Origin of the sequence: Actinomyces slackii (genome assembly GCF_900637295.1) — a bacterium.
Classification (GTDB): domain Bacteria; phylum Actinomycetota; class Actinomycetes; order Actinomycetales; family Actinomycetaceae; genus Actinomyces; species Actinomyces slackii.
The window spans coordinates 969,164-983,814 of record NZ_LR134363.1 but is presented as its reverse complement, the minus strand read 5'-3'; the positions used below and the strand labels follow the sequence as shown (position 1 = coordinate 983,814).

Sequence of the window (14,651 nt, the reverse complement as noted above, 5' to 3'; positions counted from 1 at the left end):
TTGCGTCAATCACCCCTGTGCTACCCCCAGTCGGATGACGCAAACCCTCGTCGTCTACGCAGACGCACGTCGTCGACGACGCCCGAGGGCACGGGACGCCACCGCCCGGCACACGCCCGGCGCGCACGCGCCCCGCCCCCGGTGCCGTAGCGCGCTCAGCAGCCCAGGGCGCTGCGCTCCTCGGGGCCGACCCAGCCCGAGCGGCCCTCCAGGGCGCGGAACCAGCGGGCCAGCGCCGGCCAGAAGGAGATCGGCGGGGCCTCCCCGCCCGGGTAGACCTGGCGGCCGCCGTACTCATAGGCCTGAACGGTGGTGAACAGCCGGATGTCAGAGCCGGTGGGCTGGTCCCCGCACAGGAACTGCCCCACCGACACCAGGGAGGACAGCGGCGGGCCATCCATCATCGTCAGCCCGTCCTCACGGCTGGCCTCCATCCTCGTGGCCCGCGCCAGCAGCGTGTCCACCACATCGAAGCCCACCAGCACCCCGTTGGCGGCCTCCGCCGCCTCCTCAGGGTCCTCGGAGTGCGTGGCCACCGAATGCCCACGGTTGATCTGGGCGCCAACCCACTCATCCCAGGCATCGGTCGAGTTGCGCCGCCCCAGCGGATACAGATCAGGGGCGCCCTCACGATGCAGGTCCCACCAGGCCGTGGCCAAGTCGAACAGCAGCGCCCCGGAGTCATCGCTGACGACCTCCCCGGTGGTGACATCCACCAGCGCCGGCACCGTGGGCGGCGGCTCATAGCCGGGCGTGCCCTCGTAGACCTCCGCCAGGGAGCGGGCGCCCAGCGCCGGGTCCACTCCCGGCTCGCCGTCGGGCCCGGTCAGCTCCCAGTAGCCGTCCTCGCCGCGGCCATAGGTCCACGACAGGGGGATCGCCTCCGTGAGCCCCAGCAGGCGTCGGGCGATGAGCACGCGCCGCGACCAGGGGCACACCCCGGCGGCGATGAGCCGGTAGCGCCCGGCCTCAACAGGTAGGTCGTCGTCTGAGAATCGGTGCGAGGTGGCAATGGCCATGGGAGCCTCCCGGCGGATCTAAGGGCGTGATGGTGCCTCAGGGACAATCATGCTCCACACCTCCCCGCATGGCATCCGATTCACAGGGGGCGAACCGCCTTGCCCACCGGGGCGCACATATGCGTTTCGGCCCGGCGGCCGGGCGCGCCCCGCGAGTCCGGTCATCGACCGGCTCAGGACCGGCTCAGGAGAAGGCATCCTCCACGGTCTCCACATAGGCCAGAGCATCGTGACCCTCCCAGCGCGGATGCGCCAGGAGCTCGCGCACGCGGGCGCACACGGCCAGGGCGGCCTCCCTGTCATCGCGATCGGCGTGCAGGCTGGCCAGCAGGCACAGGGAGCGGGCCGCGGAGTTGCGGTCATCGGTGCTCATGTAGCCCTCAACCGCCGCCTCGCAGTGCTCGATGGCCTGGGCCGTCTCGTCGGCGCGCCACAGGATCCAGGACATGTCGTCATGCCAGTCCCCCTGCTCCCAGGCCATGGAGTACTGCTCGGAGTCGGGCACCTCCATGAAGGTGTCCTGGGACTGGCGCATGATCGCCAGGGCGTCGTCGAGCCGCGAGCGCGCCATGGCCACCGTCAGGTCATCGACCAGGGCGCGCGCCGCGCTGCGCAGCATGCGCCCCTTCTCGATCCTGCCCAGGTCGGTGCTCACGTCCTCCAGGGCGGCGGCCCGCTGGAAGAGCGCGGAGGACTGGACATTGTCATCGAGGTTGCCCGCGGCCGTGGCGGCATTGGTGTAGGCCTCCTTGGCCGCCGCCAGGCGGCCGGCCGACTCCAGGGCCTCGGCGGAGGCCAGGGAGTGCTCCAGGACGCCCTCGTGCTCGCCCAGCCCCATATGCACCTGGGCGAGGAACTGGTGGATGAACAGGGTCATGCCCGGGACCTGCAGGGAGGTGGCGCGCGAGAGCGCGGTCTCCAGGACCTCGGCGCTCTCCAGGAACCGCTCCGCCACGCCCAGGGCCTGGCCCAGGTTGAGCAGGGAGGCGATGGTCTGGAAGGGCATGCCCATGGCCATCGTGGTGTTGGCGTGCTCGCGGAACTGCTTGACGGCCTCCTCGTACTGGTCGACCTCCATGGAGGCCACTCCCAGCAGGCGCCGTCCGCGCAGCGCCGTGGGCAGGGGCATGATGTCGTGGCGGCGCATGACCTCCTCGGCCAGCTGGCAGGCCTCGACCACCTCCCCGCACTCGGCCAGGATCTCGGCGCGGGCCATGTCCACGGCGTCGCGCATGTCCTCGGCGTGCAGCTCGACGGGCACGTTCAGCCAGGCGCGCTCCATCAGCGCCACGGCCCGCAGCCCCGGCTCCTTGGCCTCCAGAGAGGCCAGGACCCCGGCGATATCGGACAGGACATCGGCGGCCAGGATGCAGGAGTCGACCAGGTCGGGGTCGGCGGTGGCCAGGTCGGCGGGGGCCGACGGCGCGGCGGGGTCCTCGGGGCCCAGGAGCCTCTCCAGGCGGCCGGCCACGACGGAGAGCATGGTCTCGACCCGCTCGATGCGGCCGGCCCGCTCCGGGGTGGTGTCCCGGCCGGCCTGGCGGTCGGCGGTCATCTCCTCGTTGAGGTTGGCGATGTCGACCTCGACGGCGCCCAGGACCCCGGACTGGCTCTCGCGCAGCGGTCGGATCCGCAGGCGCTCCTCAATGGCCCGGTCGTACTCGGTGCGCCGGGAGTAGGCGCTGGCGCGCAGGCTGGAGGCCTCGGCCTCCAGGCCATCGGGGGCGCGCCCGGGCTCGGGCAGGTGGTCGAGGACCGCGGCCTGGTCCACGATGTAGAAGTACTCGGCCCCCGCGCCCACCTGGCTCAGGGTCCTGGCGTAGCGGCGCACGGCCGTCTCGCCGTCCCCCACGGGCGCGGGGCGGGTCAGGTCCACCAGGGGGAAGGGCTCGTCGGCCTCCTCCGAGTCGGCCGAGTCGGCCGAATCCGCCCCGGGCGGCGGGGCGGGGGCGGGCGAGTTCTCCTGGCCGGCCCCGCGACCCGCGCCGCCGCTATCCAGGGAGACCAGGCCCAGGGCCGAGTCGAAGCCGAACTCCTCGGCCCCGGAGGGCACGGGCTGGCAGGTGGGGACCGGCTCGGGCAGGGCCTCGGGGGTCTGGAGGAGCTCGATCTGGGCGCCGGTGCCGTCCTGGCCGGCCAGGGGCGCGCGGGCCAGGCTGCGCTCCAGGTGGTCGGAGATCGTGGTGTTGGCATTGCGGGCGTCGAAGGCGGCGGCCAGGTGGCGCGCCCATCCGGAGAACTCGGCGTAGGCCTGGGAGATCGTCGTGGACTCCTCCATGGCGGGGTGGGGCGCCCACAGGGTCTCGGCGGGCACCGCCACGCCCAGGGCCTCCTCGCCGCGGCCCACGCGCTCGGCCTCGCGCAGCACCAGGCTCATGCCCCGCAGCGCCGTGAGCAGGGCGTGGGCCGACTCGGCCTGATCCAGCCACTCGACGTGGCGGCGCAGCAGCTCCAGGCCGCGATCGACCTTGCCCACCAGGGCCAGGTACTCCAGGTGGTAGCCGATCGACACCAGGGCGTTGGGGTGGCGGCGGATCTCCCGGTAGGAGCGCATATGCGCGTCCCAGGCCGCCTTGGGGCGCCCGGTGGCCAGCAGTGGGAGCAGCACCAGGGACTGCATCATCTGGGGCTGGACATCGCAGCCCACGTCCTCGCGCAGGATCGGCACGGCCGTGCCCACGGCCAGGTCCCAGTCCTCGGTGCGGTAGGCGTAGGCCACCTGCCGCATGGGATCGCAGCCCTCGCAGTCGGAGTTCTCATCGCGGGGCGTGGCCCGCCAGGCCGCCAGCTCCTCGGCGGCCTCCTCCTCCAGGCCCAGCAGTCCGGCCACCGAGGCCCGCTCGCCGTGGACCACGTGCATGGAGGCCCCCTGGGAGCGGTAGAACTCCTCCAGGCTGGCCTCCAGGCGGCGCACCTGGTCCTTGGCGACCTTCGGGTTGGCGGCGGCCACGGCCACCGACCACTTGAAGTGCCAGTGCAGGGTGCGCAGCTGGTCGGCGTCGAACAGGTCGGGGCGCTCCTGGAAGCGCGCCAGGTTCCACACGAAGGGCGCCAGCGCCTTCCACTCCTCGTTGCCGTGCTGGTAGCCGTCGGTCAGTGCCAGCCGGGTGGCAACCTGCAGATCCTCCTCGCCCAACGCGTCGGCCCAGGTCACGGCCTCGGCGATGAGGGCCGACGCCTTGGGGCCGTAGCTCAGCGCCTCGGCGTAGGCCAAGCGCTCGAGGATGTCTTCGCGGGTTGTCATTGGTGGATCCTTCCGGTGAGTGATGCGCAGGGGCTCGTCGGAGCCAAGGGTGGGTGAGCCGTCATTGCGCCTGCGGCAGGGCTGAGTCGAGTAGGGAGCCGAGGGCCTCGGCCGCCCAGGACCGCTCCTTGGGCCCCAGCGGCTGGTGCCCCAGCAGGAGGCACTGGATGTACAGGCCCCTCAGGGTGCGGGTCACGACGGCGTCGTCGGCCCTGGCGGAGACCAGGCGCACCACCAGGGGGTTGGTGCGGTTGAGCACGAGCCTGGGCACGGGGGACCCGGCGAAGGGGTCGGTCACGCCCAGGATCTCGGACCACACCCCGGTGGCGGCCCTGGTGGAGGTGCGGGCGGCCACCCGCCCGGCCAGGTCCGGGTCGGGCAGGTAGAGCGCCGGCAGGGTGGCGGGCTCGAAGCGGCGCATGACCACCTCGCAGTCCTCGGGGTCGATGGCCTGGGCCGCCAGCATGAGGACCTCGATGGCCTGGGCCTCCTCGGCCGGCGAGCACGGCGAGAAGGCCTCCAGGAGCTCGCCGGGGTCGACCAGGGCGATGTCGGCACCGGCCTCCAGCAGGTCGGGGCGCGCCAGGAAGGCGGCGATGACCTCCTCCTCGTAGGCGTAGCCGGCGTTGACCAGGACGATGCCCTGGGAACTGGCCACATCCGCCAGGGCCCGGTACTGGTCCACGGTGCGGGTGAAGCGCACCGGCTTGCCGCTGGCGGCCAGCTGGGCCAGGGTGCGCGGGCCCAGGGTGGACTCCACCGGGGCGTGGCGCACCACGAGCTCGAGCATGTCCGCATCGGAGATGGCCACCGAGCGCAGCCCGACGGCGTGGGCGGCCACGAACTCGGCGAAGCGCCTCGGGGCGGCGCGCGCCATGCGCTCCAGCCAGGAGCGCACCGCGGCGCCGATGGCCTCCCTGGTCTCGGCGCGCAGGTCGTCATCCACCAGCTGCTCGCGCGAGGCGGTCAGGCGCAGGTGGGCGGCATCGGCGACGACGCGCACGAAGTACGCCCACTCGGGGACCAGGCCCTCGGCGGAGCGGGAGACGAGCATCCGCTTGACATAGGCGGTGTGGTGGGCGGTGGCCGTGGGGTGGGCGGAGGTGATGACCGCCAGGCCGCGCAGGCCCGCGGCCGGCACCTTGAGGTCGATGATGTCGAAGGGCTCGGCGTCCAGGGTCTCGGCGCACCAGCGGCGCTGCTCGCGGCGGGAGAGCTCCCAGGGGGCCTCCTGGTGGGCGTGGCGGGTGCGGGTGGCCCCGCCCTGGCCCGAGCGCACCTCGACGTCGATGGGCAGCAGGGAGCCGAACTCATCGACCAGGGCGCGCACCGTGTCCGCCCGCAGCCAGGGCTCCCCGGGCAGGCCGTCGAGCTCGACCAGGGTTCCCGGCTCATCGAGCCCGTCCTCCCCGGCCTCCAGGGCGCGCACCGCGTAGGTGCCGTCCGTGCGGCCCACCCACTCCACGGTGGGGGCCTGGGGCTGGCGGGCAGAGCGGGACAGGACGCGGATCCGCTCGGAGACCATGAAGCAGGAGAGCATGCCGATGCCGAACTGGCCCAGGTAGTCCCCCCGGGACAGGCCCAGCTCATCGCGCTTGGAGGAGGCGCCGATCGTTGACAGCAGGTCCGAGGCCTCCTGGAGGGTCAGGCCGATGCCCGTGTCCCGGCAGGTCAGGCCCCCGTCGGCCACGGTGATCGTCACCGTGGCCGGGCAGTCGGGGTCCTGGAGGCGGCGAGCGGCGATGGCGTCCACGGTGTTCTGGAGGAGCTCGCGCACGTAGACGCGCGGCCCTGAGTAGAGGTTGCGCGAGAGGAGGTCCACCATCCCGCGCAGGTCAACCTGGAACGTCGCCATAGGTCTGTGAGGATTCCTTCCTGTCCGTGCCCTCAAAGGTGCTCATCCGTGCTGCTCGATGCGCTGCGCCCCCGGCGTCCCGGCCCACATGGCCGACGCTCGGCAACGCCGTCGGCTCATAGGGTCCGACACGACGCCGCCACGGGGCAACCCGGGCGATGCGCGCCAGTGTCTGCCATGTTGCTGGAGGTCTCATGACAGTTCCCCGGGCGCCCGGACCGCGGCGCGCCCCGACCGCGAGGCGGGCGAGGCCCTCGCTCGCGCCTCACTCCTCCGGCTCGCCGCCCTGGGCGGCCGGCTCCTCCTGGTCTCGACTCCCCTGGGCCTGGTCCGGGGTGGGCTGGCCGAGCTCGGTGAGGATCTCGCACACGGCGCCGTCGATCCCGCCGATGGTGAAGTCGATGACACTGTCGAGCTGCTCGTCGTTGAGCCCGCCCCCCGTGGAGACGGTGGCGTTGGCGTGCAGGCCCAGGCCCTGCTCGTCGACCACCAGGTAGACCGCCGGCATCACCCGGGAGTCGGCCACCCGGTGGGCCACGGCCCGCACCTCCTCGACGGTGGCGAAATCCGTGGGCAGGGAGGTCAGGTAGCTGCCGTGGACGGACATGATCCTGTCGGAGACCACGGTGAAGCTGTAGAAGACGCCGTCGAAGCCCGCGCGGATGACCCGCCCCGAGCCGCCCAGCTCATAGGCGAAGGAGTTGGTGATGAACCACGAGGCGAGACGGTCCATGCTCACCGAGGGCGTCAGCGTGCCCTCGGGCTTGTTCCACCAGGCCATCAGCTCTCCCCCCAGGTCACCAGCGCCGGATAGCGCTCCTCGATATCGGCGAAGAAGCGCATGGTCATGCGCACATCGAGATCCAGCAGGAAGGCCAGCTGCTCATCGGAGCGGCCCTTGACCACGTACTCGGCCATGGCGGTGCCCACCAGGAGGTGGTCGCCCTCCTCGGGCCGCAGCACCGACATGCGCGGGCCGTTGGAGCGCATGTGATGGGAGTCGGCCAGGGCGCGCAGCTCCTCGGCCTGATCGGTCTCGAAGCGGCCGCGCCAGTAGCCGCGGCTGGACAGCAGGGCGCCGTCGCCGTGCAGGCTGAACACGATCCGGCAGCCGGGGAAGTCGACGAGGATCTCGTCGTCGACGCGCTCGAAGACCAGGTCCTCGCCGGACAGCCAGGCCTCAACCCTCTCCAGGGTGATGTCCGGATGAGCACTCATGGGGCACCTTCCATGGGGTCGTATCGGTCATGACGCAGGCTTGCCGCCCCGCCGGGGGCGGGCGCCCGACCCGGCACCGGGCCAGGATGCCCGGCCCGCCGGCTCGGCCCCGCCGGAGGCCGGCCCCGCCCGATGGCGGGGATGAGCCGCTAGAACTCGATGTCGGCGGCGATGTCCTCCACGCCGTCGGGCAGCGCTCCCGGAGCGGTGTCAGCACTGTATCCGGTCAGCTGGGTGAAGATCTCCTTCTTCTTGACCTCCTGGAGGGTGAGGATCCGGTCGGCGTTGCGCATGTCGCTCATCCACGCGCCGCCGGCCGTGGCCACCTGCATGACGGTCACGCCGTAGGTGGACTCCAGATAGCCGCCGCCATCGATGCCGGCCTCGGCGGCCGCCTGCATGGCGGCGGAGGCCTCGATGTAGAAGCTCATATCCGTGCTCAGGCGCGCGGAGTTGTCCCCACCGGGCAGGGCGGAGGCCGCCCCGCCCGCGGCCGCGCAGGCCTCGGGGGTCAGCACCGGGTGGGGCGTGGTGCTCAGGGACCGGTACTGCATGCCCACCGTCATGGGGTGGGTCTCAGTCATGCGGCGCATCCACTCGGCGCTGGCCGCGTCCCACATGGGGCGCTCAACGCCCAGCAGCGAGCAGATGACATCTGCGCTGGTGCCCTCGTGCATGCGCTGGGAGCCGGCCACGTAGTCGTGCAGGCTCACGCCCTGGACCGGGGCGAACTCCGGGCCCGAGGTGTCCGCGCCGGCGCCGGAGATCATGGCGTTGATGTCGCCGAAGGCGGCCTGCTCGGCCTGGGCCATGGCCGCGCCCGAGGGGTCGGCGAAGAAGTCGACGATCGGTCCGTGGATGGACAGGTGCAGGCCGATGATGCTCTTGTGGACCTCCTCGACCGCATCATCGGTGCGCCGGCCCTGGGAGCGGACGTCCATGTACTCGCGCAGGGCGTCGGCCACCATGTCGAAGGCCTCGTAGACGTCCCCGACGACGGCCGACAGCGCGCGCGAGCCGTTGAAGTCCCCGAGCTGGTGGACGGTGACCTGGGCCTGGCCGATGCCCTGCTCCCAGCGGTAGAGCAGCTGCTGGGCGCTGGGGAGGTCACCGGCCTCGGCGGCGCGGGCGATGTCGACGTGGCCGTCGATGAGGGCGCTCCAGGGCTGGTACCAGGCCTGGGCGTACTGCGCGGCGCCGGCGGGCAGGTCGGCCGGGGCCTGCGGGTAGCGCAGGCGGGCCATCTCCTCGGCGTCCAGGCCCTGCTCCATGCGCTGGGAGAAGCCGTGGGGCAGGTCGACGGCGTAGTAGCCGTCGCCGCCCGAGGCCCCGTTGACATTGGGGGCCTTGAGGGAGATGTTGGTCTCCAGGCCCATGGAGGCGGCGCCCTGGTTGATGGCGTCGGAGACGGCGCTGGCGCCCGCGTTGGCGGCCGCCTGCTTGGCAGCGTTCTTGGCTCTCTGGAAGAAGCCGGCCATGGTGGGTCCTTTCGGGGTGGTCTCGAATCCGGGGCGGGGCCTCAGCGCGGCACGGCGTCGGACATGCGGTCGGCGGCCGCCTGACGGCGGTCCCACATCTCCTCGGTGAAGGTGCCGTCGAGGATGGACTGGGCCAGGGGATCACCGGGGCGCATGACGTCGCGCACAACGCCCAGGATGAGCGCCAGGTGCTCGGTGTGGCCCGAGGCGCGCATGCCCATGGCGGTGACGCCGATGTTGCCCATGACGTTGAGGTACTCCGTCTCGTAGTGGCGGGGGGAGACCTCGTGGGGGGTGAGCTGATCGGTGTTGTCCTCCCAGGCAGCGCGGATCTTGCCGGGCATCTGAGGGGCCAGGCTGCGGGCGTAGAAGGGCAGGAGGCGGCTGAGCACCCGGAACTGGGAGGTCAGGTAGTAGACGTAGGAGACGAAGTCCATGCCCCCGCCGCCCTCGTGACCCGCCTCGTAGGTGCGCTTGAGGTCGGCGCATTCGGCGTCGGCCAGCTCCTCGGCCCACCTGGGGGCGGCCCGCATCGCCTCGGAGGGCTGGAAGGTCACGCGCGAGCCGCATCCGCCGCAGGTGACGTAGACGGCCACGTGGTAGAGCTCGGGCAGGGCCACCGGGGCGCCGCACTGGCTGCAGGTGAAGGAGGACTGGGCGGCGCGCCACTCGGCGATGGCGCGGTCCCACTCCTGGCGGGTCTGGTTGGCCTGGCCCGCGGCGAAGATGTCCTCGATCACCGCATCCATGCGGTCCTCGAAGCTGTCGACCTCGTGCTCGATGTCCTCGGTCAGGTTCCTCAGCACGCGGAACTCGTCCATGGACAGGTCGTCGTCGTCCTCCAGGTCCTCATAGGGCGAGATGTACTGCTCATAGGCCCGCTCGGCCTTGGTGTGCAGGAACATGATCTGCCGATGGATCTCCATGCGGAAGGTCGCCACCGAGTTCGGATCGGTGGCCTGGAGCTCAGCGGCGGTCTGCTTGGCCTGGGCACCGAACTCGCGGGCGCGGGCCTCCATGCGGTCGAGGTAGACCGTCATGCGGTTGGACAGGGCTTGGAGCTCGGCGTGGTACTGGGCGAAGGTGGGCATCATGGCCTCCTGGCGCTGGCGGGGACAGTGGACGTTCGGGGCGGGCGCGGCGGCCCGCGGGCTCACGGCGGGGGCCGGCGCCCGGCGGTGATGAAGGCGTAGCCGCAGTAGGCGCACTCGGCCAGGTCGTAGGGCTCCTGGCGCCCGGCGCCGCAACCCGGGCAGGTGCGCACGGTGACCACCAGCTCGTCCTTGGCGTACTGGATGGAGGAGGGGGCTGAGCCCTGGGCCCGCTCCTGGGCGCGGCGGCGCATGCGCTCGACCAGGGACTCGCTCATCAGAAGGCCTCCAGGATCTGGGCCTTCTTGGCCGCGTACTCCTGGTCGGTGATGAGCCCGGCCTCGGCCAGCTGCTTGAGCCGCTGGAGGCGGGCCACCGGGTCATCCGCGGCAGGAGCCTGGGGGGCGGGGGCCGGGGCCTGGGGCGCCGGGGCGCTGTGGGGAGCCGGGCCGGGGGCCGGCGCCTGGGGGGCCAGGGCGCCCGGGGCCTGCGCGGCGGCGGCGCCCTGGGGCATCTGGCCCATCATCATGCCCATGGCCATCCCGGCCTGGGCGCCGGCGCCCACGGCCGTGGACTGGTCCCCGACGGCCACCGCGGTCTGGAACTGCTGGAAGCGCTGCATGTCCCCGATCATGTTCATCGAGGTCACGGTGTCGTAGTACTTGTTGACCTCATCGGGCAGGGTCACCGAGGCGATGGTGAACTGGGTGATCGAGACCCCCAGGTCCTCGAAGTAGGGGGCGATGGCGGGGGCCAGGCGGGCGTTGACCGCCGAGAGGTTCGCGGCGACGTCGCGCACCGCGATGCCGGAGGTCGCCAGGATCTCGCCGAACTTCGCGGCGATGTAGTCGCGCAGCTGGACCTCCAGGTCCCGGATGGACAGGATCGGGTAGGCCCCGGCGTACTCGCGGAAGAAGCGGGCCACATCGGTCACGCGCGCCGAGTAGGAGCCGAAGGCGCGCACCCGCACCTGGCCGAACTGCGGGTCGGCCATCATGACCGGCGCCGGGGTGCCCCATTTCAGGTCGACGAACTGGCGGACGGCCACGTAGAAGACGTCGTAGACATGCGGGGAGGCGAAGCCGTACTTCCAGCCGGCCAGGTCGGACAGGACCGGGATGTTCTGCGTGGGCAGGGTGTGGGTGCCCGGGCCGTAGACCATGGAGGCCTGGCCCCGTGAGAGCAGCAGGGCCGCCTGGTTCTCGCGGACCACGAGCTGGGCGCCGGACTTGATGCGCCCCTCCTGGTCGGGGAAGCGCCACAGCACCCACTGGGGGTCGGGATCAAGACACTCGATGATCTCGATGAACGGGCTGCGAGGCATCGTCTGCTCCTCTGTTGGTGGTCGGGGAGGGCCGCAGGCTCGCGGGATCCCGCGCCTGAGCGGGCGGGCCGCGAGCGCTCCTGCGCAGGAGGGGCCAGGAGGGACTCAGGCGGAACCTTGGGCGACCAGCAATCCGGATGCTAGCCCGATGGACTGTTCAACTGCGAGCCGGCGGCGGGGCCCGCGCATGGGCAGGTCTCCCCATCCCCACCGGTGCCCATCAACTGCCCATTGACACCACGCCGATCATCCCTTGCATCCCCCGCGCCGGCGTGGGCCTCAGCCCGTCACTCCCGTGCCCAAGATCACCCAGGATGCGCGGTGGTCGCGGATGCCTCCGTGGCCGCTCGGGGGCCGCTCGGGGTGAGGGGCGCGGCCTGGGGCGCCGGCCCAGGACCCAGGCGGAGGGGCCCGGCGTCGAGGACGTGGGTTCGCGTCGAGGACGAGCCTTTGCGTATCAGACGTGCCTTCGCGTCAATCGCCCCTGTGCTAACCCCAGTCGGATGACGCGAACCCTCGTCGTCGACGCAAACGCACGTCGTCGGCGCGGTGCGGGCGGGGTGCAGGACGACGGCGCGCGGCTCCCACAGCTCCGGCGACTCCGACGGCTCTCGCGCCGATCACACCCACGCGGTGCGGGCGGGGTCCAGGACGACGGCGAGGCGATCACCGGGGCGGTGAGGTCGCGCGGTCAGCACCGTGGCGCGCCCCAGCCCCTCGACGTCGGCCACCGCCTCCCACTGGCCGCGGCGCAGCCGGCAGGAGACCACCCGCGCCTCCAGGCCCGGGCCCCCGCGCTCGGCCTCCCCCTCCACCGAGCCCAAGGCCCCCGGGGCCAGGGCCAGCAGCCCCGACGCCTGCGGGCCGTCGGCGGGCGGCAGGCCGAGCCGGGCGGCGGTCTTGGCCGGCAGGAAGGGCCCGAAGCCCAGGAACTCGGCCACCTCCCGGCTGCCCGGATCCGACCACAGCTCCTCAGGGCTCCCCACGCGCATGAGCCGGCCCGCGCTCATGATGCCCACCCGGTCGGCCACGGTCATGGCCTCATCCTGGTCGTGGGTGACATACAGGGCGGTGGTGCCCTGGTCCCGCAGGATGGCGCGCAGGTCGGCCGCCAGCTGCTCGCGCAGGGCCCGGTCCAGGGCGGAGAGCGGCTCATCGAGGAGCAGCAGGCGCGGCCGGGGCGCCAGGGCCCGCGCCAGGGCCACGCGCTGGGCCTGACCGCCCGACAGCGTGGCAATGGCCCGGCCCTCATAGCCCGACAGCCCCACCAGCTCGAGCATCTCGGCCACGCGGCGGTCCCGCTCCTGGCGCGCCATGCCGGCCAGGCCGTAGGCGATATTGCCGCCCACGTCCCGATGTTCGAAGAGCTGGCCGTCCTGGAACATGAGGCCGAAGCCGCGCCGGTGCACCGGCACGGGAACAACCGACTCCCCCCGCCAGGCGATCGAGCCCTCGGCGTCCTCCAGCCCGGCCACGGCCCGCAGCAGGGAGGACTTCCCCGAGCCCGAGGCCCCCAGGAGGGCCACCACCTCCCCCGGCGCCATATCCAGGTCCACGCCGTCGACGGCGCGCAGGCCCCCATAGCTGACACTCAGCCCCTCAAGGCTCAGGGCGATCTCAGGCATCAGTGCTCCTCTCGGGCGGCGCGGGCAGGGACGGCACAGGGACCGGCGGCGCGGGGCGCGCCTTCGGGCCGACGCCGGGGCCCGCATCCGAGCCGACACCTGGGCCCACGTCAGGGCGCGCCTCGGGGCCCGCCCGCCCCGTGGCTGCCCCGCTCATGCCCGCCCGGTCCGGGTCGCGGCGCGAGCGCGCCGTCTGCGCCCATTCGCAGGCCAGCATGATCGCCGTCGACCCGACCGCCAGGACCACCCCGGCAGCCAGCGCCATCCCCTGGTTCTGGGCTCCCGGGCTGGAGATGAGGCGGAAGACCACCACCGGCAGCGTCGGCTCCTGAGGGCGCACGAGGAAGGACGTCGCCCCGAACTCCCCCAGGGAGGTGGCCAGGGCCAGCCCCGCCGCCAGGCCGCTGGCGCGCAGCAGCTGGGGGCCATCCACCGTGGCCAGGACCCGTCCCGGCCCCGCCCCCAGGGAGGCGGCCGCCTCGCGCTGGCGCGGATCGATGGCCCGCAGCGCCGGCAGGAGGGTGCGCACCACCAGCGGCACCGCCACCACCGCCTGGGCCAGGGGCAGAATCCACCACGAGCTCGTCAGGGCCAGGGGCGGTCGGGTCAGGGTGATGAGGAAGCCGAAGCCCACCGTGACCGCCGAGACCCCCAGGGGCAGCATGACGACGGCGTCCAGCAGCCCCAGGGCCCGGCGCGCCGCCCGCCCGCGGGGCCGGCGCGAGACCACCAGGCTCACCGCCGCCCCCACCACCAGGGCGATCACCGCGGCGGCCAGGGCCACGCGCACCGAGTTGGCGGCGGCCTGCCAGACCGTGACCACCAGGGCGTTGCGGCGACCCGTCGTGCCCAGGTCGGCGTAGTTGGCCAGGGTCCACTGCCCCGCGCGGCGCAGCGAGCGGGTCGCCAGCACCGCCATGGGCGCCACCAGCAGCCCTCCCACCACCAGCAGGGTCACCCCCAGGGCCGGGGCGTCGGCGGCCCGCAGGGGCTGGGCCGGGACGTCCAGGCGCAGCCGCAGCCGCGTCTGGGTGGCGCGGCGGGCCCGCTCGCAGGCCCACAGCACCATGGCGATCACCAGCAGCTGGAGGATCGACAGGACCGCCGCGCCCCGCAGGTCCAGGTACTGGGCGGTCAGGACGTAGATCTCGGTCTCGATGGTGCCCGCGCCCATGCCTCCCAGCACCAGCACCACCCCGTAGGCGGTGGCGCAGAACAGGAAGACCAGGGCGGCGGCCGAGGCGATGGCCGGGGTCAGCGCCGGGAGGGTCACCGTGGCGAATGCGCGCAGCGGCCCCGCGCCCAGTGCCCGGGCGGCCTCCACCGAGCGCGGATCCAGGCGGGACCACATGGTGCCCACCATCCGCACCACGAGCCCGTAGTTGAAGAAGACCAGGGCCGCCACCACCGCGGTCATCGTCCCCTCCAGGCGCAGGCCCGCGACCTCGCCGCCCAGGGGGCCGGAGGGGGAGAACAGGGCGTGGAAGGCCAGGCCCACCACCACGCTGGGCAGGACGAAGGGAGCGATGACCAGGCCGCGCAGCAGGTCCCGTCCGGGGAAGGAGCGCCGGTAGAGCACCAGCGCCCCGGGCAGGGCCAGGACCACGCTGATGACGGTGCCCAGGGCGGCCTGGGCCAGGGTCTGGCCGATGATGCGCCCGGTGCGCTCGCGGGCCAGGACCTCGACGACGCCCCCCAGGTCCAGTGCGCCCTCCGGGGCCAGGCCGCGGGCCATGAGGCTGGCCACCGGCCAGGCGAAGAACACGCCCAGGAAGAGAGCGGGGCCCACGACGGCGA

11 protein-coding genes are annotated in these 14,651 nt (G+C 72.9%); all 11 read right to left on the bottom strand.

The features are described 5' to 3' along the window. Nucleotides 1-155: 155 nt before the first annotated feature. Nucleotides 156-1,019 (bottom strand): glutathione S-transferase C-terminal domain-containing protein, encoded by an 864-nt coding sequence (locus tag EL266_RS04025; RefSeq protein ID WP_026426971.1) that lies wholly within the window; start codon nt 1,017-1,019, stop codon nt 156-158. 184 nt (nt 1,020-1,203) lie between these two features. Continuing rightward, nucleotides 1,204-4,263, bottom strand: a complete 3,060-nt coding sequence (locus tag EL266_RS04020; RefSeq protein WP_026426972.1) for a tetratricopeptide repeat protein — start codon at nt 4,261-4,263, stop codon at nt 1,204-1,206. 61 nt (nt 4,264-4,324) lie between these two features. Further along, nucleotides 4,325-6,118: an HSP90 family protein gene (locus EL266_RS04015; RefSeq protein ID WP_026426973.1), complete on the bottom strand. Its 1,794-nt coding sequence runs from the start codon at nt 6,116-6,118 to the stop codon at nt 4,325-4,327. A gap of 265 nt (nt 6,119-6,383) precedes the next feature. After that, nucleotides 6,384-6,899 carry a hypothetical protein gene (locus EL266_RS04010; RefSeq protein ID WP_051281158.1) on the bottom strand — a complete coding sequence of 172 codons (516 nt, stop codon included), beginning with the start codon at nt 6,897-6,899 and terminating at the stop codon, nt 6,384-6,386. Then, entirely contained in the window at nt 6,899-7,336 is a 438-nt protein-coding gene (locus EL266_RS04005) for a hypothetical protein (RefSeq protein WP_026426974.1), read from the bottom strand. The genes EL266_RS04010 and EL266_RS04005 overlap by 1 nt, the downstream gene beginning before the upstream one ends. Before the next feature lie 149 nt (nt 7,337-7,485). Next, on the bottom strand, nt 7,486-8,814 hold the full coding sequence (locus tag EL266_RS04000) for a DUF6620 family protein (RefSeq protein WP_026426975.1): 1,329 nt from the start codon (nt 8,812-8,814) through the stop codon (nt 7,486-7,488). Between the two features lie 41 nt (nt 8,815-8,855). Next, entirely contained in the window at nt 8,856-9,908 is a 1,053-nt protein-coding gene (locus EL266_RS03995; protein WP_126412148.1) for a hypothetical protein, read from the bottom strand. A 59-nt stretch (nt 9,909-9,967) separates the two neighbouring features. Continuing rightward, on the bottom strand, nt 9,968-10,183 hold the full coding sequence (locus EL266_RS03990) for a hypothetical protein (protein ID WP_026426977.1): 216 nt from the start codon (nt 10,181-10,183) through the stop codon (nt 9,968-9,970). Further along, nucleotides 10,183-11,229: an SPFH domain-containing protein gene (locus EL266_RS03985; protein ID WP_026426978.1), complete on the bottom strand. Its 1,047-nt coding sequence runs from the start codon at nt 11,227-11,229 to the stop codon at nt 10,183-10,185. Before EL266_RS03985 ends, EL266_RS03990 begins: the two co-directional genes overlap by 1 nt. 620 nt (nt 11,230-11,849) lie before the next feature. Beyond that, entirely contained in the window at nt 11,850-12,854 is a 1,005-nt protein-coding gene (locus EL266_RS03980) for an ABC transporter ATP-binding protein (protein WP_026426979.1), read from the bottom strand. After that, nucleotides 12,847-14,643: an ABC transporter permease gene (locus EL266_RS13865; protein ID WP_269471447.1), complete on the bottom strand. Its 1,797-nt coding sequence runs from the start codon at nt 14,641-14,643 to the stop codon at nt 12,847-12,849. The genes EL266_RS03980 and EL266_RS13865 overlap by 8 nt, the downstream gene beginning before the upstream one ends. Nucleotides 14,644-14,651: the final 8 nt, after the last annotated feature.